The sequence below is a fragment of the Streptomyces sp. ML-6 genome (assembly GCF_030116705.1).
Taxonomy (GTDB): Bacteria; Actinomycetota; Actinomycetes; order Streptomycetales; family Streptomycetaceae; genus Streptomyces.
Window position 1 is genome coordinate 2,301,590 of record NZ_JAOTIK010000001.1, and the last position, 24,029, is coordinate 2,325,618.

General features: G+C 70.4%; 15 protein-coding genes. All 15 read right to left on the minus strand.

Going from position 1 to position 24,029, the window contains the following annotated elements; translation table 11 throughout:
* Positions 1–37 precede the first annotated feature (37 nt).
* The 15 genes from OCT49_RS10070 to OCT49_RS10140 all read right to left on the minus strand — a co-directional run bounded on the left by OCT49_RS10070 (position 38) and on the right by OCT49_RS10140 (position 23,854).
* Positions 38–1,264, minus strand: a complete 1,227-nt coding sequence (locus OCT49_RS10070) for a glycosyltransferase family 2 protein (RefSeq protein ID WP_283851543.1) — start codon at positions 1,262–1,264, stop codon at positions 38–40.
* 141 nt (positions 1,265–1,405) lie between these two features.
* Entirely contained in the window at positions 1,406–3,451 is a 2,046-nt protein-coding gene (locus OCT49_RS10075; RefSeq protein ID WP_283851544.1) for a hypothetical protein, read from the minus strand.
* Positions 3,452–3,583: 132 nt separating this feature from the next.
* Positions 3,584–5,083, minus strand: a complete 1,500-nt coding sequence (locus OCT49_RS10080; RefSeq protein ID WP_283851545.1) for a bifunctional cytidylyltransferase/SDR family oxidoreductase — start codon at positions 5,081–5,083, stop codon at positions 3,584–3,586.
* Between the two features lie 324 nt (positions 5,084–5,407).
* Positions 5,408–6,844, minus strand: a complete 1,437-nt coding sequence (obgE, locus tag OCT49_RS10085; RefSeq protein ID WP_283851546.1) for a GTPase ObgE — start codon at positions 6,842–6,844, stop codon at positions 5,408–5,410.
* A gap of 162 nt (positions 6,845–7,006) precedes the next feature.
* Positions 7,007–7,264: a 50S ribosomal protein L27 gene (gene rpmA, locus OCT49_RS10090; RefSeq protein ID WP_018103204.1), complete on the minus strand. Its 258-nt coding sequence runs from the start codon at positions 7,262–7,264 to the stop codon at positions 7,007–7,009.
* A 14-nt stretch (positions 7,265–7,278) separates the two neighbouring features.
* Positions 7,279–7,599: a 50S ribosomal protein L21 gene (gene rplU / locus OCT49_RS10095; RefSeq protein WP_042812502.1), complete on the minus strand. Its 321-nt coding sequence runs from the start codon at positions 7,597–7,599 to the stop codon at positions 7,279–7,281.
* 740 nt (positions 7,600–8,339) lie between these two features.
* On the minus strand, positions 8,340–12,335 hold the full coding sequence (locus OCT49_RS10100) for an Rne/Rng family ribonuclease (protein WP_283851547.1): 3,996 nt from the start codon (positions 12,333–12,335) through the stop codon (positions 8,340–8,342).
* A gap of 233 nt (positions 12,336–12,568) precedes the next feature.
* The gene (locus OCT49_RS10105; protein ID WP_283851548.1) at positions 12,569–13,351 is read right to left on the minus strand and encodes a TIGR03936 family radical SAM-associated protein; all 783 of its coding nucleotides are present in this window, start codon (positions 13,349–13,351) and stop codon (positions 12,569–12,571) included.
* A gap of 524 nt (positions 13,352–13,875) precedes the next feature.
* Positions 13,876–15,801 (minus strand): TIGR03960 family B12-binding radical SAM protein, encoded by a 1,926-nt coding sequence (locus OCT49_RS10110; protein ID WP_283851549.1) that lies wholly within the window; start codon positions 15,799–15,801, stop codon positions 13,876–13,878.
* Positions 15,802–15,851: 50 nt separating this feature from the next.
* Positions 15,852–17,513 carry a CYTH and CHAD domain-containing protein gene (locus OCT49_RS10115; RefSeq protein ID WP_283851550.1) on the minus strand — a complete coding sequence of 554 codons (1,662 nt, stop codon included), beginning with the start codon at positions 17,511–17,513 and terminating at the stop codon, positions 15,852–15,854.
* A gap of 51 nt (positions 17,514–17,564) precedes the next feature.
* Entirely contained in the window at positions 17,565–18,755 is a 1,191-nt protein-coding gene (rodA, locus tag OCT49_RS10120) for a rod shape-determining protein RodA (protein ID WP_283851551.1), read from the minus strand.
* Positions 18,755–20,920, minus strand: a complete 2,166-nt coding sequence (gene mrdA, locus OCT49_RS10125) for a penicillin-binding protein 2 (RefSeq protein ID WP_283851552.1) — start codon at positions 20,918–20,920, stop codon at positions 18,755–18,757. Before mrdA ends, rodA begins: the two co-directional genes overlap by 1 nt.
* A 61-nt stretch (positions 20,921–20,981) precedes the next feature.
* Positions 20,982–21,644 (minus strand): rod shape-determining protein MreD, encoded by a 663-nt coding sequence (gene mreD / locus OCT49_RS10130; RefSeq protein ID WP_283851553.1) that lies wholly within the window; start codon positions 21,642–21,644, stop codon positions 20,982–20,984.
* 11 nt (positions 21,645–21,655) lie between these two features.
* Positions 21,656–22,708, minus strand: coding sequence for a rod shape-determining protein MreC (gene mreC / locus OCT49_RS10135; protein ID WP_283851554.1), 1,053 nt, complete (start codon positions 22,706–22,708; stop codon positions 21,656–21,658).
* A 126-nt stretch (positions 22,709–22,834) separates the two neighbouring features.
* Positions 22,835–23,854 carry a rod shape-determining protein gene (locus tag OCT49_RS10140; RefSeq protein ID WP_283851555.1) on the minus strand — a complete coding sequence of 340 codons (1,020 nt, stop codon included), beginning with the start codon at positions 23,852–23,854 and terminating at the stop codon, positions 22,835–22,837.
* Between the last annotated feature and the right edge of the window lie 175 nt (positions 23,855–24,029).

Sequence of the window (24,029 nt, forward strand, 5' to 3'; positions counted from 1 at the left end):
TTCTGGCCGTCGGCTCCGCGCAGGGCGCGAGCGGCCGTCATCCCGCGTGCAGCCGCTCCTTCCAGCGCCGCATGTCGCGGCGCATTCTGCGGACCACCCGGCGGGACAGCGAGGCCCGGCGGGCGGCGGCCTTCGGCTGCTCGATGCGCTTGCCGTCGTGCCAGTCCGGCACCGTGACCTCGTAGTTGGAATCGGCCAGACCGGCCGACTTGTCGCGGAAGTACGGGTACGCGAGGTAGAGCGTCCGGCCGTCGCGGGAGGCGACCACCTCCGGGATCGTCTTCGCCCGGAGGTAGCGCACCATCTCGACGAGCAGATCCGTCCGGCCCAGTGCCACACAGGCCAGACGCAGCCGCTCCGACACCTTGATCAGCCGGGCCACGCCGTCGTCCCAGTACGTGGCCATCAGCGGAGCCGCGAGTTCCATCTTGTGCCGACGAACTTCCTCGGATTCCCGCAGCACGACGGGGCCGAACTGCTGGAGCATTCCGACCGTGAAGGGCCGGACCATCAGGAAATCCCGCTTCGGCCCCGCGGGTTCGAGACGGTGGATGAGCGCCATCATGGCGCGCATCGCATCGAAACGCCATTCGTAGTTGCCGCTCTTGGTGACATGCTTCCCGTCCTCACGGCCCACCAGGTAATAGCAGACGTAATTGGAGATCACCGAGACGCCGGATCCGCGCAGATACGCCTCCATCGTGAAGAGGGCGTCCTCACCGGTCCTGAGATTCTCGTCGAACCGCAGGGAGAGACGTTCCAGGAGTTCGCGCCGGAAGAGCTTCTGCGCGCTCAGGGTGTAAATGACCTTGGAGTTGTAGACGTCGACGCGTTCCTTCGTGGCCCGCCACATGGACTGGGGCGCCCCCCTGTTCACGCCGACCACCTTGCCGAGCACCACATCGGTGCCGGCCCGGTCCGCCATGGCCACCATCCGCTCCAGGGCCTCTTCGCCGAAGTAGTCGTCCGCGTCCAGGAAGAAGACGTAACGACCCCGGGCCATACCGATTCCCACATTCCGCGGACCGCTGGGTCCACCGGAATTCTTCTGCCTGACCACTCTGGTCGGGACCTTCGATCTGGCCGCGAACTCCTCCAGGTACTCCCCTGTGCCGTCGGTGGAGCCGTCGTCGACCGCGACGATTTCGATCCGGTCGGCGCCGATGGTCTGTGCCTCCACCGATTCGAGACAGCGAATGAGGTAGGGCATTGCCTCATATGCACCGACAACGACGGTCACGTCAGGAATTTGCGTCTCGTTCACACAAACAGAAGACAGCCCGACCCACCCGTTGGTTGTTCCACGCCACACGGCCAAATGGTGATACTCATCACAAAGGCCCGGCGCAACCCTTCGAGGGCTATGCCGGGCCTTGCTCAATCATGTAATGCAGATGGTTGACTTTCAGCCACTCACCGGTTCGCCCAGGCTCTTGTTCACCCCGGCGTTCCGCGCCTCCGACCTGGCCGCCAGCGCCTTCACCGCCGTGTTGAACTGCACGATCGAGGTGGGCTCGTCCGGACCGAGGAGGTACTGCTTCAGCTCCAGGCGGGCATCCGCCAGCGCGTCCGAGGCCGGATCCGTCACCGCGGTGAGCAGCTCGTCCAGCTCGGCCGCCGAGTTGGAGAGGATCACCGCGGCACGCACCGCGGTGTTCTGCCGGCGGAACTCCTCCTCGCCCAGCTCGGCCGAGTCCGTGACCGCGTAGGGCTTGCCGCTCGCGATGAAGTCGGACACCACGCTGGAGATGTCCGAGACCATGGCGTCCGACTCGTTGAAGCAGTCGTACAGCCGCATCTGAGCACCGGTGATGACCCGGTGCTCCCACCAGCCCTGCGACCGCCAGGACGCCGCGTTCCACTCGTCCCTGAGCCGGGCGGTCTCGGCCTCGCGGGCCGGGTCGGCCAGCGAGTCGCGGGACAGCTCCGCCTCGTCCCGTGCGACGCGCCCGCCACCGGCCAGCTCGGCCAGCCGTGCCTCGATACGGGCCATCTCGGCCCGCGCCTCGTCCCGCTCGCCCCGCCCGGCGGCCGCCTGCTCGGCCCAGCGGGGGTCGGTGACGCGTGCGGCGGCGGCCTGCTCGATCATCGCGGTGATGCGCTGGTGCACCGCCTTGGCCCTGGCACTGCGGGTGCCGGTGAAGGGGTGCGGCTTGTACAGCAGCCGGACCGGCCGCTCGGCCTCCAGCAGCCGCCTGACGATGTTCTCGCCGGCCAGCAGCAGGGAGGTGTTGCCCGGGTTGTCGTCCCAGCCCTCCCAGGTGGGGGCGTACAGCACGGTGGGGATCGGGTTGCGCTGTGTACCGGACCACGACTGGATGGTGGCCAGCTGCGGGCGGCCCACCTCCACGATGTCCTCGTCGCGCACACCGACGTCGGCCAGCGCGTAACGGTCGCGGCCGGCCCGGCCCGCGGTCCACACCTCGTCGTAGACCTTGCTGTACGGGTTGACGCTGGCGATCTTGTCGCTGTCGCCGTGGCCGATGAAGACGTGCTTCATGGTCGGCACCCGGAGCAGGTGGATGTTCTTGCCGACATTGGCCGCGTAGAGCGCGACCCGCACCGACGACAGGTCCAGGTTCATCAGGTGCACGCCACCGGGAACGCAGAGCACCGGCACCGAGGTCTCGGCGAGCTGCGGCAGGATGTTGCGCTCGCGCAGCAGGATCATCGGTCGGCCCTCGACCTGGGCCATGGTCTCCAGCCACATGTTGGCCTGGTAGGCCGACTCCTTGGACCCCGAGAAGTAGAGGACCACGGTCGGCTTGTACTCGCCCAGCCAGGCGTCCACCGCCTCCAGCACCTTGTCCGCGGAGCTCACGAGCCGCTTCGGACGGATGTACGGCAGGAGGAGCAGCAGGTAGACGAGTGCCAGCGCCAGCGTCAGGCCGAGGCCCGCATAGGCGATGCCGTCCACCCCGGTCTCGACCGCGACCAGCACGCCCACCATGGAGAAGGCGTCCAGGTGCAGCATCTTCTCCGCGGGCCTGCTCATCAGGCTCTGCGGCGGGGCGTCCGAGATCCGCACCGCTGCGAGATCGATGTTGCGGGTGGCCACCGGCAGCTTACGCCGCAGCCTGATCAGCGTGACGATGGTGCTCTGCGGCGCCTGGAGTCCGTAGAACGCCAGCAGACAGGCGACCGTCACGTAGAAGAGCGGCTCCTCGCCGTACCCCATGCGGGAGAGCAGCAGGATGAGCAGCAGCTGACGGACCAGGAAGCGGATCGAAAGCCCGGCCCGGACCGCGGCGAGCCGGTTGATCAGATAGCTGCCGCAATGGTGCAGATACCGGTCCGCGAGATAGGTGATCGCAGCGGCCGCGGCGAAGAACCAGAGATTGGGGAGTATTGCCGCGAGCATTATGCACGGGAACCCCAGAGCCACCAGGAGCGCGGCGACCAGCTCCGAACCGCTGCCCACCCGAGCCAAGCGCATGGCTTTCGAAATCACGAAGTACCGCTCCCGAGGGTGCCGACTTGCTTACCTTACGAGGGGAATGTGAAGGCAGAGCTTCACGAATTCGGACCCCTGCGATCGCTTTTGGCGACTGCAGGGGTCCGAATGATCGATTGTCAAGCAGTATTACACATCGGCCTGCCGGTCCAGGACGGCGGCAAGGGCCTGCTCGAAACCGGACGCCTCGGAGGCACCCCGGGTCGGGTCCTGCTGGCGCACGTCGATGACGTGACCGGTCATCTCGGAGAGCAGCACGTCGAGCGAGGTCCTGGCGACCGCCTCGGAGGAGAGCAGCGTGCCCGCGGGCTCCTCGCCGAAGGCCTTGGTGCGCATCGGGGTGGCGGTGCGCTCGGGGTTCACGCAGTTCACCCGCACCCCGTCGGCCGCCCACTCGTCCGCGAGCGCCTGGGTGAGGTTGACCATGGCGGCCTTGGTCGACGAGTAGAGGCTGTACTCCGCGCGGCCCCGGGTGTAGCTGCTGGAGGTGTAGAGCAGCAGCTGGCCCTTGGTCTCGGCGAGGTACTTGTACGAGGCCCGGGCGATCTGAACGGGTGCCAGGTAGTTGACGTTGAGCGCTTCCTGGATGGTCGTGTTGTCCGTCTCGGCGAGCTTGCCGATGCGGAGCACGCCCGCGGTGTTGATCACGTAGTCGACGCGGCCGGTGTCGGCGTACGCCTTGGAGAGCGCGTCGTCGATGTGCTCCGGGTTCTCCACGTGCGTACCCGTGGTGGAACGGCCCAGGGCGTAGACGGTGGCGCCGTAGGACTCGGCGAGCGACGCGATGTCCGCACCGATGCCGTACGAACCGCCGAAGACGACAAGGGTCTTGCCGGTGAGCAGCTCACGGTAGGCGGCGTCGTCGGTCGGCTGCGGAACGGCAGTGGAGGCCAGCTGGAACAGCTTGTCCGCGATGAAGACGTCGACCGGCTGGGTGACCTTCATGTTGTACTCGTCGCCCGCCACGACGTAGATCGGCACGTCGGGCAGGTACTTCAGCACGACCGAGCAGTCGTCGGTGGCCTGGAAGTTCGGGTCGCCGGCGGCGATCTCGTAGGCCCGGCGGATCGTGGAGAGCTTGAAGGCCTGCGGCGTCTGGCCGCGGCGCAGCCGGGAGCGGTCGGGCACGTCGGTGATGAACTCGCCGTCGCCGCCGTGGGTGCGGGTCACGATGATCGTGTCCGCGGACGGGATGGCGACGTCGACCGCCTCGTAGCGGTCGAGGGCGTCGACGCAGTCCTTGATGACGCGCTGCGAGAGCAGCGGGCGCACGGCGTCGTGGAAGAGGACGTTGCGGTCCTCGCCCTCGGCCAGGCCCTCGCCGAGGGCCGCGATGGCGCGCTCGGTGGTCTCGTTGCGCGTGGCGCCGCCCTCGATCACCTTGGTGACCTTGGTCAGTCCGGCCTTCTCGACGATCTTCTCCACGTCGGACACGTAGCCCGGCGCCATCAGCACGATGACGTCGTCGATGGAGTCGGCCTGCTGGAAGATCGACAGCGTGTGCTCGATGACGGCCTTGCCTGCGATCTTCAGCAGCTGCTTGGGGATGGACAGACCCACGCGCTGACCGGTACCACCGGCGAGCACGACTGCTGTGGTTCGGGCTTTGGCTATGTGCTGAGCAGACACAGACGACCTACCTTGCGAGGGCTGGGAGATACAGCGATGGTTGCACTCTCCGTTACCGTCTCGCAAGGTGGACGTCGGCCACTGCACGCCGTGGCGAAACCTCGTGTTGCCTTGCGATCAGGGCAAATACCGGAACTGACGCTTCCTGACCAGGTGACCGACGCCACAAGTATGAGCGGCATGAATCACTCATGAGCGGATTCGGTTCCCTCGGTCGTGTGACATGCCGCGCGACGTGCCGTGTGACATGAAGAGCCTTCGGCGGCCGGTCGGACGGCCCCGTACGACCGGCCGGACCCGCGCGGACGGGCCCGGCCGACCGGCTCAGAACGGGTTGAAGTCGTCGAACTCGCGCTGTGCCTCGTCGCGTTCCGCCTCGCGGTCGCGGCGGCGCTGCGCCGCCGGGCGCGGCGCCTCGAGCCGGTGGTCCTCGCCCCGGCGGCCGAGCATCTCCGCGCCCGCGGCCATGGTCGGCTCCCAGTCGAAGACGACGGCGTTGTCCTCGGCGCCGATGGCCACGCCGTCGCCCGCCCGGGCACCGGCCTTCATCAGCGCGTCCTCGACGCCGAGGCGGTTGAGCCGGTCCGCGAGGTAGCCGACGGCCTCGTCGTTGTTGAAGTCGGTCTGGCGCACCCAGCGTTCCGGCTTCTCGCCGCGCACCCGGTAGAGGTCGTCCGCCTCCCTGGTGACGGTGAAGCCCGCGTCGTCGACGGCCTTCGGGCGGATGACGATGCGGGTCGCCACCTCCACGGGCTTGGCCGCGCGCGCCTCGGCGATGATGCCCGCGAGGGCGTAGGAGAGTTCCTTCAGGCCGGTACGGGCCACGGCGGACACCTCGAAGACGCGGTAGCCGCGCTCCTCCAGGTCCGGGCGGATCATGTCGGCGAGGTCCTGGCCGTCCGGGATGTCGATCTTGTTGAGGACGACGATGCGGGGCCGGTCCTCCAGGCCGCCGTACTGCTTCAGCTCCTCCTCGATCGTGTCGAGGTCGGAGACCGGGTCGCGGTCCGACTCCAGCGTCGCCGTGTCCAGTACGTGCACGAGCACCGAGCAGCGCTCCACGTGCCGCAGGAACTCCAGGCCGAGGCCGCGCCCCTGGCTGGCGCCGGGGATCAGGCCCGGCACGTCGGCGACGGTGTACACGGTGCTGCCCGCGGTGACCACGCCGAGGTTCGGGACGAGGGTCGTGAAGGGGTAGTCGGCGATCTTCGGCTTGGCCGCGGACAGGACGGAGATCAGCGAGGACTTGCCGGCGCTCGGGTAGCCGACCAGCGCGACGTCGGCGACGGTCTTGAGCTCCAGGACGATGTCCCGGGACTCGCCGGGCTCGCCGAGCAGCGCGAAGCCGGGGGCCTTGCGCCGGGCGGAGGCCAGCGCGGCGTTGCCGAGGCCACCACGACCGCCCTGACCGGCGACGAACGTGGTGCCCTGGCCGACCAGGTCGGCGAGCACCTCGCCGTTGCGGTCGAGCACGACCGTGCCGTCGGGCACCGGCAGGACCAGGTCCTGGCCGTCCTTGCCGGAGCGGTTGTCACCGGCGCCGGGCTGGCCGTTGGTGGCCTTGCGGTGGGGGTGGTGGTGGTAGTCGAGGAGCGTGGTGACGGACTGGTCGACGACCAGGGTCACATCGCCGCCGCGGCCGCCGTTGCCGCCGTCCGGACCGCCGAGCGGTTTGAACTTCTCACGGTGTACGGAGGCGCAGCCGTGGCCTCCGTTACCCGCGGCGACGTGCAGCTCGACGCGGTCCACGAAGGTGGTCATGGTTGAAACCTCCAGTTACATGCATGCAGAAATGTCTCACTCGCGCTGTCCCCATGGCGGAGAAAGCCGTCTCTCATGGGAGAAACACGCGAAAGGCGGACCCGCTTCCCGTACGGGAAGTGAGGTCCGCCTCCGCAGAAACCGCTCGACGAGCGCCGAAAATCAGCCGGCGATCGGAACGATGTTCACGACCTTGCGGCCACGGTGCGTGCCGAACTCGACCGCACCGGCGGCGAGCGCGAACAGCGTGTCGTCGCCGCCACGGCCGACGCCCGTGCCCGGGTGGAAGTGGGTGCCGCGCTGGCGGACCAGGATCTCACCGGCGTTGACGGCCTGACCGCCGAAGCGCTTCACGCCGAGCCGCTGAGCGTTGGAATCGCGCCCGTTCCGGGTGGACGATGCGCCCTTCTTGTGTGCCATGTCTCCTCAGTCCCTTACTTCGCAGCCGCGGGGATGCCGGTGACCTTGATCGCCGTGTACTGCTGACGGTGACCCTGGCGACGGCGGTAGCCGGTCTTGTTCTTGTAGCGAAGGATGTCGATCTTCGCGCCCTTGTGGTGGTCCACGACCTCGGCCTGGACCTTGATGCCGGCCAGAACCCACGGGTCGCTGGTCACGGCGTCGCCGTCGACCACGAGCAGGGTCGAGAGCTCGACCGTGTCGCCAACCTTGGCAGTGGAAATCTTGTCAACCTCAACGATGTCACCGACAGCAACCTTGTGCTGGCGGCCACCGCTGCGCACGATGGCGTACACGCGGATCTCTCTCTCGCTCGGAACGGAGCCCCTGATGCCAGCCGCCCGCGCAGGCCGGGGCCCGCGACGATCCGGAAGGATGAGCGGCCTCTCCCGGTGGACGAATCCGCCGGAAGGAATGTGCTCAGGGGAAGGCGTGCATGGGAAACACGCCGATGGACAAGGTTACGGGGCTGTCTTCGGCCGGTCAAACCGGGCCCCCAGGAGCCGGTCCGGGGTGGACGGCGGACCGCACGCAAGACCCCTGCACCTGCGGTGGACGCGCCCCGCCGAGCCCCGGAAAAACATTTCCGCATTCCACGGACCGAATTCCCTGGTGCGTGACACCACGGCGTGCCCAGAAGGGCCTCGACCGCCGCTTCCGCGCAACGTCCGAGAATCTGGCCGAGAATCAGTCGAAAAACCCCCGGATTGCCATGGGAACGAGGTCGGGCCGATTCCCCGCCCAGGGCAATGAAAAGGAGTCGATTTCACGGCTTTCGCCCTGGGCTCGGCGCCGTTCAGGTCGGCCGAGACCTTGGCCGACATCAGGGAAACCGCACCTGCGCGGGCCGGGGACCTCGCGCGGGACAATCCCCGACGAGGTGCACCACTGTGCCGCGCGCTTTCCCTTCCGGGCGTTTCCGCCGACGCTTCCTGCGGGGTCCGCCGCGTGACGACATGCCCGTCCACGGCGCTTTATGGAAGGGGGTGCGGGTCCCTCGGGACCCACACCCCTTCCGTCGTGCTCCGGCCGTCGGTCAGCTCTCGGCGTCGGCCGGGACGGCGGCCTTCGCCGCCTTCTTGGCCGTCGTCTTCTTGGCCGTCGTCTTCTTCGCGGCGGTCTTCTTGGCGGCCGTCTTCTTCGCGGCCGTCTTCTTCGTCGCCGCCTTCTTGGTCGTGGCCTTCTTGGCGGTCTTCCGGGCCGTCTTCTTGGCCGGGGCCGCCGCTTCGGCGGTCTCGGCCGGCTCGGTGTCGTCGGCCTTCGGCTCGGCGTCCGGCTTCGGCTCGGTCTTCGGGGCGGTCACCACGACGACCTCCGCCCCGTCCGCACCGGCGGGCGAGCCCGCGGGGGCGGTGACCTTGCGGGTCACCCGACGACGGGCCCTCGGCGGGGCGGCCTCGGGGGCCACCTCCTCGGGCGCGGCCTCGACCTTCGGGGCCTCGGCGACGGGCGCCTCCTCGGCCTGCGGAGCCGGCTCGGCGGCCTGCTCCGGGACGGCGGGCCCTGCGGCCTCCTCGACGACGACCGACTCGGCCGCGGCCTTCGGGGCGCCCGCCGGGGCGGTCGCCTTCCGGGTCGCCCTGCGGCGGGTACGGCCCTGCGGGGCCTCCGCCACGGGGGTCTCCTCGGCCGCCTGCGGCTCGACGGCGACCGGCGTCGCGTCGACCGGCTCGGCCGCCACGACCGGCTCCGGCTCGACGGCGACCGGTTCCGGCTTCGCAGCCACCGGCTCCGGCTCGACGACCGGCTCGGCCACGGCCTTCGGGGCACCGGCCGGGGCCGACACCTTGCGGGTCGCGCGGCGGCGGCCACGGCCGCGCACGGCGGCCTCGGCCTCGGCCGGGCTGCTGTACAGCTCCTCGTCCGGGACGAACTCCGGCTCGGGCAGCGCCACCGGGGCGGCGACCTCGGCGGCCACCTCGGCCTCGGTCTCGGCCTCGGTCACGGCCTCGGTCACGGCGGTGGGCTCGTGGCCCTGCTCGACGACGTGCTCGTGCGCCGCGCCGCCCCGGCCGCGCTTCTTGGAGCGCTTGCCGCCGCCACCACCGACCGAGGAGGGCTGCTCCATGTGGACGATGACGCCGCGCCCGTTGCAGTGGACGCAGGTCTCGGAGAAGGACTCCAGCAGGCCCTGGCCCACCCGCTTGCGGGTCATCTGGACCAGGCCCAGCGAGGTGACCTCGGCGACCTGGTGCTTGGTGCGGTCGCGTCCCAGGCACTCCAGCAGGCGCCGCAGCACCAGGTCCCGGTTGGACTCCAGCACCATGTCGATGAAGTCGACGACGACGATGCCCCCGAGGTCGCGCAGCCGCAGCTGGCGCACGATCTCCTCGGCCGCCTCCAGGTTGTTCTTGGTGACGGTCTCCTCGAGGTTGCCGCCCTGACCGGTGAACTTGCCGGTGTTGACGTCGACGACGACCATCGCCTCGGTCTTGTCGATCACCAGCGAACCGCCGCTCGGCAGGTAGACCTTCCGGTCCAGCGCCTTCATCAGCTGCTCGTCGATCCGGTACGTCGCGAAGATGTCGACCTCGGAGGTCCACCGCGACAGGCGGTCCGTGAGGTCCGGCGCCACCTGCGAGACGTAGCCGTGGATGGTCTCCCACGCGTCGTCGCCGCTGACGATGACCTTGGAGAAGTCCTCGTTGAAGATGTCGCGGACGACCCGGACGGTCATGTCCGGCTCGCCGTAGAGCAGGGTCGGCGCGTTGGAGCTGCCGGTGCTCTTCGCCTTCTTCTGGATGTCCTCCCACTGCTGCTGCAGCCGCTCGACGTCACGGCGCAGCTCGTCCTCGCTCGCGCCCTCCGCGGCGGTACGGACGATGACGCCCGCGTCCTCGGGGACGATCTTCTTGAGGATGGTCTTCAGCCGGGCCCGCTCGGTGTCGGGCAGCTTGCGGCTGATGCCGGTCATCGAGCCCTCGGGCACGTAGACCAGGTAGCGGCCGGGCAGCGAGACCTGGCTGGTCAGGCGGGCGCCCTTGTGGCCGATCGGGTCCTTGGTGACCTGGACCAGGACGGACTGGCCCGACTTGAGGGCGGTCTCGATGCGGCGCGGCCCGTGGGCCATGCCGAGCGCCTCGAAGTTCACCTCACCGGCGTAGAGCACGGCGTTGCGGCCCTTGCCGATGTCGACGAAGGCGGCCTCCATGGACGGCAGGACGTTCTGCACCTTGCCCAGGTAGACGTTGCCGACGTAGCTGGTGGCCTGCTCCTTGTTGACGTAGTGCTCGACGAGCACGTTGTCCTCGAGGACGCCGATCTGGGTGCGCTCGCCGTTCTGGCGGACGACCATGACCCGCTCCACGGCCTCGCGGCGGGCCAGGAACTCGGCCTCGGTGATGATCGGGACCCGGCGACGGCCCTGCTCACGGCCCTCGCGGCGGCGCTGCTTCTTCGCCTCCATGCGGGTCGAGCCCTTGATGGACTGGACCTCGTCGAAGCCGGTGCCGGCCTCGCGCTCGGAGTCCTTCCTGCGGGGCTCACGGACCTTGACGACCGTACGCTCCGGGTCGTCCGCACCGCTGTCGGTGTCGGCCGCGACATCACCGCTGCGGCGCCGGCGACGGCGACGGCGACGGCTGCTGCTGGAACCCGCGGCGACCGCCTCGTGCTCCTCGTCCTCCTCCTCGGGCTCCTGAGCCTGCTCCGGCTCGTCCTCGGAGTGGTCGGCGGCGGCCTCCTCGCCGTGCTGCTCCACGGCCTCGTCGTTCTCGTTGGCCTCGCCGCGGCGGCGGCGACGGCCTCCGCGACGGCGGCGGCGCGAGGGGCGCTCCTCGTACTCGTCCGTCTCGTCGCCCTCGTGCTCGGCGTCGACCTCGGCCTCGGGCTCCTCCTCTACCGGCTCCTCCGCGGGAGCGACGGCCTGCTCGGGCTCGGCGGCCTCGACGGTCTCACCGCGGCGCCGGCGCCGGCGGCGCGAACCGCCCTGCGGCGCGGCCTCGGCGGCGGGGGTCTCGGTGACGGCCGTCGGCTCCTCGACGGTCCCGGTCTCCTCCTCGACCTCGACCTCCTCGTGGCGCGAGGCGGCAGCGGCGGCGGCAGCCGTCTCCGGGGTCTGGAACATCGGCTCGGCGAAGACCGGCGCCTGGAACACGGCCACGGCGGGACGCGCGGCGCGGCGGCCCCTGCGCACCGGCTCCTCCTCCTTCCCGGTGAACTCCGGCTTGCCGGTGAACTCGGGACGGCCTGCGGCGGCGGTGGCCCGGCGACGCTGACGGCCGCGCGGGGCGGCCTCCTCGGCCTCGGCCTCGGCCGCAGGCGCTTCCGCCACGACGGGCTCGGGCTCGGCGGCGGGCGTCTCCTCGACGATCTCCACCGCCTCGGCGGCCTTCGGCGCACCCGCCGGAGCGGTCGCCTTACGGACCGCACGACGACGCGGACGCGCAGGCGCCGCCTCCACCTCGGCCTCCACCTCGGCCTCGGGCGCAGGCGTCTCCTCCACGACCTCCACGGCCGCGGGCGCCTCGGTGTGCTGCGGCGCACCGGCCGGGGCCGACGCCCTGCGCCGGGTACGGCCACGCGGCGCGGCGGGCTCCGGCTCCACCACCGGCTCCACGACGGGCTCGGGCTCGGCGGCGGGCGTCTCCTCGACGATCTCCACCGCCTCGGCGGCCTTCGGCGCACCCGCCGGAGCGGTCGCCTTACGGACCGCACGACGACGCGGACGCGCAGGCGCCGCCTCCTCCACGACCTCCACCTCGGCCTCAGGTGCAGGCGCTTCCTCCACGACCTCGGCGGCCTTCGGCGCACCCGCCGGAGCAGTCGCCTTGCGCACCGCACGACGACGCGGACGCGCAGGCGCCGCGGCTTCCGCCTGCGGAGCGCTCTCGGTGCCGGTCATGGCGTCGCCCTCGGGCACCGCGGTGTCAGCGGCAGGTATGGCCGGCGTCCCCGTGGCCGTCGCCTCCGCCATCGGCGGTCCGGCGGGGCGGGACGCTGCGCGGCGCCTGCGGCGCGGGGGCAGCTTGTCGCCGGGGGCGTTGTTCTCTTCGTCGTTCCCGGTGATGCCGGGCTCATTGGACTGGGGCATGCGGGCGGTTCTCCCGTCAGGCTCCCGGGCGCCGCGTCTGTGTCCGGTCCGGTGCGGTCCGCGCGATGTACGCGGGGCCGCCGTCCGGGGCGCGGGCGCCGCACGGGAGCTCAATGTCTGGCTCGCCGGTTCCGTACGCGCTGGGCGTACGGCCTGGCGAAAGTCTTATTGGGTCATCGCGCGGCCCGAACCGGATGGCTCCCGAGTCGTGGGGCCGCGCTGCAACGACCGCCTTACGCGGAACCTGCACCTTCCGGCGCCGTCGCGACGGCGGTCCCGGCGGCCGTGGGTGGAGCGGCCGGAGCTGCCTCGCGGTCGGGCGCGAGCGGGTCGGTCACCGTGCCGGACTCCTCGTCGAAGAGCCCCTGCGCCAGCCTGGTCACCGCTGCGGGGACCGGCGGCGCCAGGTCGGCCACAACGCGGAGACCGGACAGGACGTCGTCAGGTCGCACGGCAGGTGTCACGTGCCGAACAACCAGCCGCAGTATCGCACAGGGCCCGTCCCCGGACCTATCAGGTCGAGAATCGAGGGCCTGCAGGTCGACCACGGCGGCGCGGGCGTCGAAGGTGCGCACGCCGTTCTTCGCACGGCGCTGGACCTCGACGGTCCCGGCCCCGTTGAAGGCGGCCACGGCCCCGGCCGCGTCCGCCGGGTCCACGCCGTCCAGGCGCAGTTCCCAGACGGAGGCGGTCAGCCGGTCGGCGAGGCCCGAGGTGCGGGCCTCCACGGCATCGACGATGTCGAGACCGTCCGGCAGCGAGGCGTCGAGCTGCTCGCGCAGCACGGCCGGATCGCGGTGCTCGGTGAGTGCGATCTCCAGGAACTCGGCCTCGCTGCCCGTACCGGTGGGGGCGGCGTTGGCGTACGACACCTTCGGGTGCGGGGTGAAGCCGGCCGAGTAGGCCATGGGCACCTCGGAGCGGCGCAGTGCCCGCTCGAAGGCACGCTGGAAGTCACGGTGACTGGTGAACCGGAGGCGGCCGCGCTTGGTGTAGCGCAGTCGGATGCGCTGCACCGCCGGTGCGGGTGGCGGGCCTTCGGGCTGTCGCTTGCCCAGTGGTTCTTCTCCTCGGTGCGGGGCGGACGCGGTGGCACGCCGCCCTCGAAATACGGGTGGCCCGGGGGCCCGGTCCGGCTCACCCCCGCTCGGCGTACTTCGCTCCGGGCGGGGAGATCTCTGGTTCGGGCGCCGCGCTGGGCACAGTCGTTGCACTACCCAGAGTACGCGCAAGGGGGCCTCCCGGTTCCCGGGGCTCGGCCGTCGTCGGGGCACCGGCCGGCCCCGCCCCCTTCCCGACGTGCCGGACCACCCCGGGCGCGGCGGCGATCCGCCCGCCCGCGGGGTCGGGAAGCCGCCGGTGCAGCCGTCCGGCGCCCAGGGGGGAGCGCGGCCCGCGTCCCAGCGTTTCGGCGAGGCCCGGGAAAGACGGCCCGGGAAACACCGAGAGGTGCCCGGACGGAATTCCGTCCGGGCACCTCTCGTCGATCACATCCGCCGGTGGCCGAGGGGCGAGAAGCCTCACGAACCCCCGTCGGCGGTTACTTCACGACCGTGAGCGGCAGCAGCTTCTTGCCGGTCGGGCCGATCTGGATACTGGTGTCCATCTGAGGACAGACGCCACAGTCGAAGCACGGGGTCCAGCGGCAGTCCTCGACCTCGGTCTCGTCGAGCGCGTCCTGCCAGTCCTCCCAGAGCCAGTCCTTGTCGAGGCCGGAGTCCAGGTGGTCCCAGGGCAGGACCTCCTCGTAGGTCCGCTCGCGGGTGGTGTACCAGTCGACGTCCACGCCGTACTCGGGCAGCGTCTTGTCCGCGGCGGTCATCCAGCGGTCGTAGCTGAAGTGCTCGCGCCAGCCGTCGAAACGGCCGCCGGACTCGTACACGGCGCGGATGACGGAGCCGACCCGGCGGTCGCCGCGCGAGAGCAGGCCCTCGACGATGCCGGGCTTGCCGTCGTGGTAGCGGAAGCCGATGGAGCGGCCGTACTTCTTGTCGCCGCGGATCTTGTCGCGGAGCTTCGCCAGGCGCTCGTCGGTCTCCTCGGCGCTCAGCTGCGGGGCCCACTGGAACGGCGTGTGCGGCTTGGGCACGAAGCCGCCGATGGAGACGGTGCAGCGGATGTCGTTCTGGCCGGAGACCTCGCGGCCCTTGGCGATCACGTTGACCGCCATGTCACCGATCTGGAGGACGTCCTCGTCGGTCTCGGTGGGCAGGCCGCACATGAAGTACAGCTTCACCTGGCGCCAGCCGTTGCCGTACGCGGTGGCGACGGTACGGATGAGGTCCTCTTCCGAGACCATCTTGTTGATGACCTTGCGCATCCGCTCGGAGCCGCCCTCGGGGGCGAAGGTGAGGCCGGAGCGGCGGCCGTTGCGGGTCAGCTCGTTGGCCAGGTCCACGTTGAACGCGTCGACGCGGGTGGAGGGCAGCGAGAGGCCGATCTTGTCCTCGGTGTACCGGTCGGCGAGGCCCTTGGCGATCTCGCCGATCTCGGTGTGGTCCGCGGAGGAGAGCGAGAGCAGGCCGACCTCCTCGAAGCCGGTCGCCTTGAGACCCTTGTCGACCATCTCGCCGATGCCGGTGATGCTTCGCTCCCGCACGGGGCGCGTGATCATGCCGGCCTGGCAGAAACGGCAGCCGCGGGTGCAGCCGCGGAAGATCTCGACGGACATCCGCTCGTGGACGGTCTCGGCGAGGGGGACGAGGGGCTGCTTCGGGTACGGCCACTCGTCGAGGTCCATGACGGTGTGCTTGGACACCCGCCACGGCACGCCCGACCTGTTCGGCACGACGCGGCCGATGCGGCCGTCGGGGAGGTACTCGACGTCGTAGAAGCCCGGCACGTAGACGTTGCCGGTCCTCGCGAGGCGGAACAGCACCTCCTCGCGTCCGCCGGGGCGGCCCTCGGCCTTCCAGGCGCGGATGATCTCGGTGATCTCCAGGACGGCCTGCTCGCCGTCGCCGATGACCGCGCAGTCGATGAACTCGGCGATCGGCTCGGGGTTGAACGCGGCGTGGCCGCCGGCCAGCACGAGCGGGTCGTCGAGGGTGCGGTCCGCGGCGTTCAGCGGGATGCCCGCGAGGTCCAGGGCGGCGAGCATGTTGGTGTAGCCGAGCTCGGTGGAGAAGCTCAGCCCGAAGACGTCGAACGCCTTGACCGGGCGGTGGCTGTCCACGGTGAACTGCGGAACCTTGTGCTCGCGCATCAGCTCCTCGAGGTCCGGCCACACGCTGTAGGTGCGCTCGGCGAGGACGCCCTGGCGCTCGTTGAGCACCTCGTACAGGATCATGACGCCCTGGTTGGGGAGCCCGACCTCGTACGCGTCGGGGTACATCAACGCCCAGCGGACGTCGCATTCGTCCCACGGCTTGACGGTGGAGTTCAGCTCACCGCCGACGTACTGGATGGGCTTCTGCACATGCGGGAGCAGAGCTTCGAGCTGTGGGAAGACCGAATCGACTGACATCGCGAACTTTCGAGAGCCGGCAGGGGTGACCATCCAGCGTACCCCGATGCTCAGTCTCCCAGCGCCGACCGGAGCCCCGGCCGCGACGCCCGCGCCCAGACGCCGGGCAGCTCCCGCTCGCCCGCGGCGGCGGCCGCCTCCTCCCGCCCGTACAGCAGTCCCCAGGTGAAGGCCGACTCCCCCGCCGCGTGGGCCTGGGCGGCCAGGGTCCGCAGGGCCTCGCGGGCCACCACGCTGTCCTGGTGGTCGCCGAGGAGGCTCTGCACCGCCTTCATCCGTTTGGCGAACCGCTTCGCGGGTTTGCCGAGTGCGGGGCGGGCCGCCTCCGCCGCGTAACGGGTGCGTTTGGCGGCCTTGCGGGCCTCGTGCAGGGCGAGGTCCCGGTCGTGGCCGGGCGGCAGGTCCAGGGCACGGCCGACGCGTTTCGCGAGGCGCCCGTACTCCTTCAGCAGGGCGCGGGGCAGCGCCCGGCCGGGAGCACTCGACGCGGCGGGCAGCAGCGGCGGGTTCGCGAGCAGGGCGTCGAGGCTCTCCAGGAGCGCCAGGTACCGCTTCCCGTCGAGCACGGCCACGGTGCGGCGGCGGGAGTCCGCCCGGCGGGCCGCCGACCTGATCCGGAGCCGCCCGCGGACCGGGCCGAGGAGCAGGGTGCGGGGCAGTTCGTCGAGGCGGGCGCCCAGCCGGGCGTCGAGCACCTCCTGGTCGCGGTCGATGCCCAGCTCGGCGGCCAGCCACTTCAGCTCGCGGCCGAGCGGGTCGGTGACGTCGCGGTCCAGGATCCTGCGGTACGTCCGCAGGGCGCTGCGCAGTCTGCGGGTGGCGACCCGCAGCTGGTGCACGGAGTCAGGGAGATCCCGGCGCACGGCGGGGTCGAGGGCGACGATCGCCTCGGCCTGGCGGCGTACGTACGCGAGGACGTGGTCGCCCGCGGTGGCGGGCGCGGGCTTCTTCTCGCGGGCCTTCCCGTCCGGTTTGGACGCGGGCTTCTTCTCGCGGATCTTCCCGCCCGGTTTGGACGCGGGCTTCTTCTCGCGGGCCTTCCCGCCCGGTTTCCCCTTCCCCGGCTCCGTCTTCGCCGCCTTCCCCGGTTTCCCCTTCCCCGGCTCCGCACCGGGTCCGGTCCCGGCGAGGGCCCTGGCCAACTTCGACGCCGACGTGGACGGGCGGATGCCGGCCTTGCGCAGCCGGCCCTCCACGGCGTCCAGGAGCGCCGGGTCGCCGGCGTCGGCGAGTTCGACCTCGATCTCGGTCCAGGCGGCCGTACCCTCGCCGCCCGTCAGCCGTACGGCCCGCACCTCGTCGACGGCGACCTCGGCGAGCAGGTCGCCCCGGTCGCCGAGCAGGTGGTGGACGTCGCGGGCGGAGCTCAGCCGGACGACCGGGACGAGTTCGGCGTCCCGGACCCGGGAGCGGACCAGGGCGGCCAGGGAGCGCGGCAGGGTGTCGGAGAGGGGTTCGCGCAGCTCGTCCCGGATGCCGGGGGCGACCGGGAACTTGAGGTGCCACCCGGCGTCGCTCCCGCCGGTGCGGCGGCGCAGGGTGAGGGAGTCCGCCGCGAGCCGGTGGTCCTCGGTGTCGTGGTAGACGGCGTCCAGCTCGGTGACGCCCCGGTGGACGACGGCCGAGACCCCGGCCACCCGGCTCAGGTCGGGCAGCCGGGTCCCGGCCGTGGCTTCGTACTTCCGCTCGATCTCACGCTTCGAGTCCGCCATGACCCGAATCTAGCCGCGTTGTCCGGGAATGCGAGGTGCTCCCGTACCGGCTCAGGCGCTTATCGGTCGCTGCACCTTGATCGACTGGAGCAGTCCGACGGCCACCCAGACGGCGAACATCGAGGATCCCCCGTACGACACGAAGGGCAGGGGAAGACCGGCGACCGGCATGATGCCGAGCGTCATCCCGATGTTCTCGAACGACTGGAAGGCGAACCAGGCGATGATCCCGGCGGCGACGATCGTGCCGTACAGCTCGGTCGTCTCGCGCGCTATCCGGCAGGCACGCCACAGGACGACGCCGAGCAGGACGAGGATCAGCCCGGCGCCGAGGAAGCCCAGCTCCTCGCCCGCGACGGTGAAGACGAAGTCGGTCTGCTGCTCGGGGACGAACTGGCCGGTGGTCTGGGTGCCCTGGAAGAGGCCCGTGCCGTAGAGGCCGCCGGAGCCGATCGCGATCCTGGCCTGGTTGGTGTTGTAGCCGACGCCCGCCGGGTCGAGCGCGGGGTTGGCGAAGGCGGCGAAGCGGGCGATCTGGTAGTCGTCGAGCAGGCCGAGCTGCCAGACGGCGACGGCTCCGGCCGCGCCCGCGCCGAGGAGTCCGAAGACCCAGCGGTTCGAGGCGCCGGAGGCGAGGAGCACCCCGAGCACGATGACGGCCATGACCATCACGGAGCCGAGGTCCGGCATCCCCATGACGATGGCCATCGGGATGGCGGCCAGGCCGAGGGCCTTGGCGACGGTCCGGTGGTCGGGGTGGAGCTGGTCGCCCGCATCGACGCGCTCGGCGAGCAGCATCGCCATGACCAGGATGATGGTGATCTTGGTGAACTCGGAGGGCTGGAGCGAGAAGCCGCCGCCGATGATGATCCAGGCGTGGGCGCCGTTGACGGTGGCGCCGAGCGGGGTGAGGACCGCCAGCACCAGGACCACCGACAGGCCGTACAGGATCGGCACGGCGCCGCGCAGGGTCCGGTGGCCGAGCCAGATCGTGCCGACCATCAGGGCGAAGCCGATGCCGGTGTTGAGCACGTGCCGGAGGAAGAAGTAGTACGGGTCGCCGTGGTTGAGCGAGTCGCGGCCCCGGGTCGCCGAGTAGACCAGCAGCGAGCCGATGAAGGAGAGCGCGATCGCGGACCCGAGCAGCGGCCAGTCGAGCTTGCGGACCACGGAGTCGCGGGCGGTGAGCCGGCCCCAGGCGGAGCGCTCGGGGGCGTACCGCTGGACGGAGAAGCCTGCCATCAGTCGCGCCTCCCCAGGACCGCCGCGAGGGTCTGGTCCTCGGTGGTCTTCTGCGAGCCGGGGTCGTAGGGCTTGATCCGCGGGGCGTCGATCGAGCCGTCGGGCTGGATCTTGGGCAGGGACTTCTGCGGGGTGGGCAGCAGCGCCTTCTTCAGGTCCTGCTTTCCGGAGTCGTCGAGTCCGTAGAGGGCGTCGTAGATGTTGCGCACGGCGGGCCCGGACGCGCCGGAGCCGGTGCCGCCCTGGGAGATCGTCATGACGATCGAGTAGTCCTTGGTGTACGTGGCGAACCAGGAGGTCGTCTGCTTGCCGTAGACCTCGGCCGTACCCGTCTTGGCGTGCATCGGGATCTTGTCCTGCGGCCAGCCGCCGAATCGCCAGGCGGCCGAACCGCGGGTCGCGACTCCCGCGAGGGCTTCGTCCATGTCGTTGCGGGTCTTGCGGGTGAAGGGCAGCTTCCCGTGCGCCTTGGGCTCGATCGTCTCGACGGTCTTGCCGTCGCCGCTGACGATCGCCTTGCCGACGGTGGGGTCGTAGAGCGTGCCGCCGTTGGAGATCGCGGCGTAGATGGTGGCCATCTGGATCGGGGTGACGAGGGTGTCGCCCTGACCGATCGAGTAGTTGACGGAGTCACCGGCGCGCATCTTGTTGCCTTCGAGGCAGTTCTCGTACGCGATCTGCTCGACGTACGTGCCGTCCTTCTTGCCCTGCTTGCACCAGGCGTCCTTGTTCGCGTCGTAGAAGTCCTGCTTCCACTTGCGGTCGGGGACCCGGCCGCTGACCTCGTTGGGGAGGTCGATGCCGGTCTCCTTGCCGAGGCCGAACTGGTGGGCGGTCTTGTAGAACCAGTCCTTGGGGTGCTTCTTCGGCTTGTTGCCGCCGTCCTTGGCCCATTCCTTGTGCGCGAGGGCGTAGTAGACGGTGTCGCAGGAGACCTCCAGGGCGCGGCCGATGGTGATGGAGCCGTGGCCCTGGGACTCGAAGTTCTTGAAGATCTGTCCGCCGATGCTGTACGAGCTGGGGCAGGGGTAGTTGCCGTCGAAGGGGTAGCCGGCGTTGACCGCGGCGGTCGACGAGATGACCTTGAAGATCGAGCCGGGGGCGGCCTGGCCCTGGATGGCCCGGTTCAGCAGCGGGTAGTTGGACTTCTTGCCGGTGAGCGCGGCGTAGTCCTTGGCGGAGATGCCGCCGACCCAGGCGTTGGGGTCGTAGTTGGGCAGGGAGGCCATGGCGACGACGCGGCCGGTCTTCGCCTCCATGACGACGACGGCGCCGGAGTCGGCCTTGTAGTTCTCGCCGGTGTTCTTGTCGAAGGACTTGCGGGCTTCCTTCATGGCGTGGTCGAGCTCGTACTCGGCGACGGCCTGGACCCGGGCGTCGAGGGAGGTGACGACGGTGGAGCCGGCCTTCGCCTTGTCGTTCTTCGCCTGGCCGATGACCCGGCCGAGGTTGTCGACCTCGTAGCGGGTGACGCCCGCCTTGCCGCGCAGCTCCTTGTCGTAGGTGCGCTCCAGTCCGGAGCGGCCGACCTGGTCGGAGCGGAGGTAGGGCGAGTCGGTGTCCTGGGCCTTGGTGATCTCCTCGTCGGTGACCGGCGAGAGGTAGCCGAGGACCTGCGCGGTGTTGGCCTTGCCGGGGGCGGGGTAGCGGCGTACGGCGGTGGGTTCGGCGGTGATGCCGGGGAAGTCCTCGGCCCGTTCACGGATCGTCAGGGCCTGCTGGGTGGTGGCCTCGTCGGTGACCGGGATCGGCTGGTACGGGGAGCCGTTCCAGCAGGGCTGCGGCGTCTTGGAGTCGCAGAGCCGGACCTTGTCGAGGACTTCCTTGGGCTTCATGTCGAGGACGCCGGCGAGCCGGGTCAGCACGCTCTTGCCGTCGTCCTTCATCTTCATCAGCTCGGTGCGGCTCGCGGAGACCACCAGCCGGGTCTCGTTGTCGGCGAGGGGCACGCCGCGCGCGTCGAGGATGGAGCCGCGGACGGCGGGCTGGACGACCTGTTGGACGTGGTTGTTCTTCGCCTCGTCGCTGTACTCCTGGCCGTTTCGGATCTGGAGGTACCAGAGGCGTCCGCCGAGGGTGAGCAGCAGGGAGAAGACGAGGACCTGGATGACGGCGAGCCTGATCCGGACCCGCTGGGTCCGGCCGGTCTCGGGGATGTTGCTCACGCGGGGCCCCTGCTGGTGGTCGGTCCGTGGGTCCGGGGGGCGGTGCCCCGGTGGTGCGGGCTCACAGTCGTTTGACTCCCTTGATCCGTCCGGCGCGGGAGGCGCGGGTACGGGCGGCCCTGACGCGCAGTCCGCCGCGCTGGCTGCCGATCCGCAGTCCGGTGCCGGAGGCGAGCCAGCCCGCGGCCACGTCCCCGCCGCCGGAGCTCTCGGCGAGCGGGTCGTTCACCGTGCGTCTGGCGACGGCCATGATCAGCGGTACGACGAAGGGGGCGAGGAGCAGGTCGTAGAGGGCGGCGGTGAACAGCAGGCCGCCCAGGCCCACGTGACGGGCCGCCGTGTCCCCGACGAGCGCGCCGACGAGCGCGTACAGCAGGGTCGAGCCGATGGCCGCGACGACGACCCCGGCCATCGGGACCATCGCCGACTTCAGCTGCCCGTTCTCCGGCTTCAGCAGTCCGGCCAGGTAGCCGATGACGCAGAGGACCAGCGCGTAGCGGCCGGCGGCGTGGTCGGCGGGCGGTGCCAGGTCGGCGAGGAGTCCCGCGCCGAAGCCGATGAGCGCGCCGCTGACGTGTCCGTACACGAAGGCGAGGCCGAGGACGACCAGGAGCAGCAGGTCGGGCACGGCGCCGGGGAGCTGGAGGCGGGCGAGCACGGAGACCTGGACGACGAGGGCGACCACGACCAGGACCGTGGAGAGCAGGATCCGGTTCAGATGCATGGAGATCAGCTCTACCTCTGCTCGGTTGCCGCGGTGCCGGCGTTCAAGGTGGCGTCCGGACCGCCGCTGGGGTCCGGGTTTCCGCTGGGGTCCGGGCTCTCGTGGATGTTGCCGACGACGTTCCCCGCGGTGTCGACGATGTCGCCGTTGGGCGAGATCGTGACGGTGACGGTGGGGGTGGGCTTCGGCTTGGCGGGCTTGGCGGGCTTCTTCGGCAGGACCGTGTCGCGGGGGTCCTCGCGCGGGGCCTGGACCACGACGCCGACGATGTCGAGCCTGCTGAACCCGACGTACGGGCGGACGTAGACGGTACGGGTCAGGTCGCCGCCGGACGGGTCGACGCGGACCACCTCGCCGACCGGGACGCCGGGCACGAACGGCTTGTCCTTGCTGGAGCCGAAGGTGACGAGCCGGTCGCCCTTCTTCACCTTGGCCTTGCCGTTGAGGAACTGGACCGACAGCGGCCGGGTGCCCTGGCCGGTGGCGAAGCCGAGCTCGTCGGTCTTCTCCATGCGGGTGCCGACGGTGAAGTCGGGGTCGTTGGCCAGGAGGACCGTGGCGGTGTCCGGGCCGACGGTGGTGACCCGGCCGACGAGCCCGTCGCCGTTGATGACGGTCATGTCGCGCTTGATCCCGTCGCGGGAGCCCGCGTCGATGGTGACCGTCCAGGAGAAGCCCTGGGCCGCTCCTATGGCGATGACCTCGGCGCCCTTGATCCCGTACTGTCCGGCGGCCGACTTCTTCAGCATCCGGTCGAGCTCGCGGGCCCGGCTGCGGTTGCGGTCGTCGCTGCCGAGCTTCGCCTTGAGCTCGGCGTTCTGCTTCTCCAGCTGGGCGATCCGGTTGTGCCGCTCACCGGAGTCGCGCACCGCCCCTATGGCGTTGCCCACCGGGTCGACGGCGGCCGCGACGCCGTTCTCGACCGGCCCGAGGGCCGCTGCGGCGACCCGCCGGGCGCCGTCCACCGGTGACTCCTCGCCCCCGCGGATGTCCACCGTGATCAATGCGAACGCGATGGCGATCAGCAGCACCAGGAGCAGCCGGCTCTCTCGTGTGTCCCTCACGTGCGGCGGCCGTGCCTTCCTCGTCGGAATGTTCGTGCCTGTATATCAACGATCGGCCGTATGGGTCGGCAGGGTTCCGTACGGCGGACCGTTGTGTTGTCCTTCTGATGGGTTACCCGCGGTGGGTCACCTGCGGGGCTGGGCGTCCAGCACCTGCTGGAGCGCCTCGAACTCCTCGACGCACTTGCCCGATCCGAGGGCCACCGAGTCCAGCGGGTCCTCCGCGATGTGGATCGGCATGCCGGTCTCGCGGCGCAGCCGCTCGTCCAGTCCGCGCAGCAGCGCGCCGCCGCCGGTGAGGACGATGCCGCGGTCCATGACGTCGCCGGAGAGCTCCGGCGGACACTTGTCGAGCGTGGTCTTCACGGCGTCGACGATCGCGTTGACCGGTTCCTCGATGGCCTTGCGGACCTCCGCGGCCGAGATGACCACGGTCTTGGGGAGGCCGGAGACCAGGTCGCGGCCGCGGATCTCGGTGTGCTCGTCCTTCTCCAGGTCGTGCGCGGAACCGATCGTGATCTTGATCTGTTCGGCGGTGCGCTCGCCGAGGAGGAGCGAGTACTCCTTCTTGACGTGCTGGATGATCGCGTTGTCCAGTTCGTCGCCCGCGACCCGGATCGACTGCGCGGTGACGATTCCGCCGAGCGAGATGACGGCGACCTCGGTGGTGCCGCCGCCGATGTCGACGACCATGTTGCCGGTGGCCTCGTGGACCGGCAGTCCGGAGCCGATGGCCGCCGCCATGGGCTCCTCGATGATGTGCACCTGGCGCGCTCCGGCCTGGGTCGACGCCTCGATCACGGCGCGGCGCTCGACGCCGGTGATGCCGGAGGGCACGCAGACGACCACCCGCGGGCGGGCCAGGTAACGGCGCTTGTGGATCTTCAGGATGAAGTAGCGGAGCATCCGCTCGGTGATCTCGAAGTCGGCGATCACGCCGTCCTTCAGGGGGCGCACGGCAACGATGTTGCCCGGCGTGCGCCCGATCATCTTCTTCGCCTCGGAGCCGACCGCCAGGATGCCGCCGGTGTTGGTGTTGATGGCCACGACGGACGGCTCGTTCAGGACGATGCCGCGCCCCCTGACGTACACCAGCGTGTTGGCAGTCCCGAGGTCGATAGCCATGTCACGGCCGATGAACGACATTGTTTTCCCCTTGTTCCCCATGAGGATGCGTCGGGCCTTCCAAAAAAGCGATGTGGCTGGTTCTGGACGGCGAGGTGAGCGCTGTGGGCGTGGAAGAGTCCATCGTAGTGCCGCGTGCGCGGACACTGCGCGAGGGTCCTTCGCCATTGTGGGCGGAACGGGTGGCCGTTCCACT